Source organism: Solemya elarraichensis gill symbiont, from assembly GCF_002021095.1.
In the GTDB taxonomy this organism is placed as follows: Bacteria; Pseudomonadota; Gammaproteobacteria; order Chromatiales; family Chromatiaceae.
The window spans coordinates 1-3,943 of record NZ_MPRK01000165.1 but is presented as its reverse complement, the minus strand read 5'-3'; the positions used below and the strand labels follow the sequence as shown (position 1 = coordinate 3,943).

General features: G+C 41.1%; 1 protein-coding gene. It reads right to left on the bottom strand.

Annotation, left to right across the window (positions count from 1 at the left end):
* Positions 1-1,101: 1,101 nt before the first annotated feature.
* A partial coding sequence (locus BOW51_RS08165) for a reverse transcriptase domain-containing protein (protein ID WP_135568158.1) occupies positions 1,102-3,943 on the bottom strand: 2,842 nt, incomplete at its 5' end.

Here is a 3,943-nt window from a genome sequence, read left to right as displayed (position 1 = left end):
GGGATGAAAGAATTCAGTTTTTTTCCTGAATTCAGGTTTTTTCAGTCCTAAAAAGGTCATTTTTGAGATCAGTGTAAATTCGTTGAGAAAGTCTAGGGGGTATATAGTGTACCGAGTGAATATGGATTCTATGACAAGTTAAGCTTGACTAGTAGTTTGGTGAGTCTGACAGAGCATTTAATATTTACAACAATTTTATCACACTAGAAAATTAAAATACTTTTACATTGTTCTGTCCACAATGTTTTATTTTTGAAATCTTAAATTTACCCTTACTCAAGGTAGATATCTTGATATATCTGATCAAAATTTCTGTAATTATTTTTTCATTCCTCCAAAATTAGTGAACATGGTGATGAGCTAGAGGGGCCTGGAGGAGCTTCAGATTGCATCTCAGAACATCTAGGAATCAAAAATTTTCGTGGGGGGGGGCATGCCCCCAAACCCCCCTAGCAAGTGCCTTCGGCACTGGCATTATTGATTTTCAGGTTTTTTACCTGAGGCTACTTTCATCCCTGTAAATAAAACATTTTTCATATAAGCTGAAAATTCAGTTCACATTTGCACAGTGCAAATGACACAGTTTTAATGAGCAATGGACTTAGCTTTACTATTCCTAGTGGGACTGAATGTCATGGATCAATGGTAATGGTCTCATCTTGTCATTTAATTGAAAAAGGCCATTATGGGCAGTTTCGCCAGGTGGCAAGTTCCTATCGCCAGACAGGTTTTATTATCGCATTTGGCGACAGTTGGTTGGTTGGTTGTGTGGTTTACGTCTCACAACATAATTGTTTTCCGAGACGATCAGGATGATGGATAAATATAAGTGAAACAATAAGCTGGTAATAAAAACTACTGACGGGGAAAACATAAAAAGGATTAAAAAATAAAGTAAAAATAAAGAATGAGAGGGTTATGAAAAATGTGTATGGAATAATGGTATTAAGATTAGTATTATTTTACAGAATGAAAGAAGACAATACCAAGGATCAGATCCGGGCAAACTGGTCAAACATGCTCCCGTATACTAGGGGACTGGACGACGGCCTGAGTAACAGCTACCCTCACAGCATTATCGCCGTCCAGTGTACAATTCTACTATAGGGAATATGACATATGAATGTCATGTACAAATTGAAGGATATAAGAGACAGGAACATGCCTGAACAGAGTGACCAAATCAGAAACAAGGAAATATTTAGCACGTGCAGCAGTATAAGCAGTGCATCGAAGCAGAATGTGGTCCACAGTAAGTGGAGCTTGAGAAGTACATTTATTACAAATAGGACGATCCTTGATATTATCGAGTAAATGAGAATGAGTGGCCTTAGTATGGCCAAATTTAAGTCGGGATAACACGACATCATCATGTCGAGATAAGGCATGGGAGGAAGGAGTGTGTAACAAGGGATGAAGTTGAAAATATTGAGTTGCCGTGGGCACATTGTAAGTGGACCATTCCTGTTGCCATAGATCTTTGATATAAAGGGAGATATTTCTTTTGAAATCGGAAGAGGGAATCTGGAATGGTATAACAGGAGGAGAACCCAATGTGGCCTTAGCAAGGGTATCAACAGTCTCATTGCCAGGGATGCCAGCGTGACCTGGAATCCAGCATAAAGTAACCGGGATGTTGATACGAGTATACTCTAGGAGGATGAGAAGGACTAGAGGATGAGTAATGTTAAAATTACTAATAGCTTGAAGAGCCGATAATGAATCGGAAAAAATAGTGGCGGAAGTGGGTTGTTGGAGATGGATGAGACGAAGTGCAAAAAAGAGGCCATACAACTCAGCCGTATAAATACTAGCCTCATCAGGGAGGCTACTGGCGCAAAAAGAAGTAGAATGATAGGCGGCAGCCGCCACCTGACCATCCTTCTTAGAGCCATCAGTGTAAACGTGGAAAGGGGTAGGATGATATTCACAGTATTCTCGAAACAATGTTTGGTAAATTAATGAGTTGGTGTGGCGTTTGCCAAGAGTATGCAGATGCATATGAACATGCGGTATGTGGAGTAGCCAAGGTGGAACAGGGGACAAGGGATAAGGCAATATAGAATCAGGATGGATAGCACAATGCAGAAAATCGTGGGATAGGCGAATGCCAAAAGGCGGTTTGGATCGGGAACGGGATAAATGCTGCTGCACATTGCTGGTATCAAATGTGGCAGTCCAAGCAGGGTTGGAGGGAGACTGGGTCATGCGAAGCATATAAGTTAAGGAGAGCTGACACCGACGTGTGTGCAAAGGTGGTTCGTTCGCGGCAACATAAAGACTCTGGACTGGGGTGGTGGGTAAAGCCCCAAGAGCGAGGCGAAGACCCGTATGATGAATAGTATCCAATAGCTTCAATAAGGTATTATTGGCCGAGCCATAAATCTGACAGCCGTAGTCTAACTTGGAGCGTATTAAAGAACGGTAAATTTTTAGGAGCAAGAGACGGTCACTGCCCCATGTGGTACTTGCAAGAACCTTCAGAATGTTTAAGGCCTTTTTACATTTGAGCCGAATATGATATATATGCTTATTGTATATTAACTTGGGATCAAAAATGATTCCAAGAAATTTAAATTCAGTTACGACGGGAATAGCATTATCGAATAAGGTAAGAAGGGGATGACGAACACCAGAAGTAAGGCGACAGAAGTGCATACAAACAGTCTTAGAGGGAGAAAACTTAAAACCATTACGGACAGCCCACTTTTCGAGGTTATGAAGACAGGCTTGTAAATGGGACTCAATAGCATCTATATGTCTATGTGCGAAACTAATTGCGAAATCGTCAACAAAAAGAGAACTAAGGGTATCAGAATCAATGGCATTAGCGATGCTATTAATTTTTATGGAAAATAGGGTCACAGATAACACACTACCTTGGGGAACCCCATTATGTTGGGGAAAAGAAGAAGAATAAGTGGATCCTATGCGAACTTGAAAAGAACGATCCTGAAGAAAGTTGGCAATAAAGATAGGCAAGTGACCTCGGAACCCAAGATCATAGATATCACTAAGAATGCCATGGCGCCAAGTGGTGTCATAGGCTTTTTCGAGATCAAAAAAGACGGTAACAACCCTTTTACGTTCACGAAAAGCATTTTTTATATAGTGGTCCAGGCGCAGTAAATGGTCTATAGTCGTGCGGCCTTTACGGAAACCACACTGAATATTGGATAATAGATTCTGGGACTCAAGAACCCACACCAGCCGGTCATTAATCATGCGTTCGAACACTTTACAAAGGCAGCTAGTAAGAGAAATGGGTCGGTAATTGGTGGCAAGGGTATGATCTTTACCAGGCTTGGGAATGGGAATAACATGAGCAGTTCTCCATAAAGAAGGGATATGTCCGGACGACCATATAGAATTATATATATCAAGCAAAATAAGTTGACATTGTTTAGGCAAATGATGTAGAAAACTATAGGGGATGTTATCGGGGCCAGGACTGGTGTCTTTTGATTTGTTAAGGCAAATGGTAAATTCCTCGTACGTAAAAGGCATGTTATAATCTTCAGTGTGATCACTAGAAAAGTCAATGGGGTGTTGTTCAGATAATAACTTATGTTGCTGAAAAGCGGTGTTATAAATATCATTTGACGAATTTTTACAGAACTGTTGGGCAATAGCATTAGTAATACCAGGCATATCTTGAACAGGTTGGGAGTCCACAATCACCTGTTTAGGTGCCGGGGAGGTAGTTGTGCGGCCCTGTAGGCCACGAATGGTTCTCCATACAGAGTGAAGATGGGATTGATCATTGAGGGTACTGACATAGGACTGCCATGATTGCCTGCGAGTAGTTTTAAGAATACGTCGGGTCAAGGCCCTTTGTTTTTTGTAAGCAACGAGATGGACAGGAGTAGGGGAACGATGAAATATCCGCAATAATTTCTTACGAAGGCGGACAGCAGCAAGGCAATCCTCGTTAAACCAAATA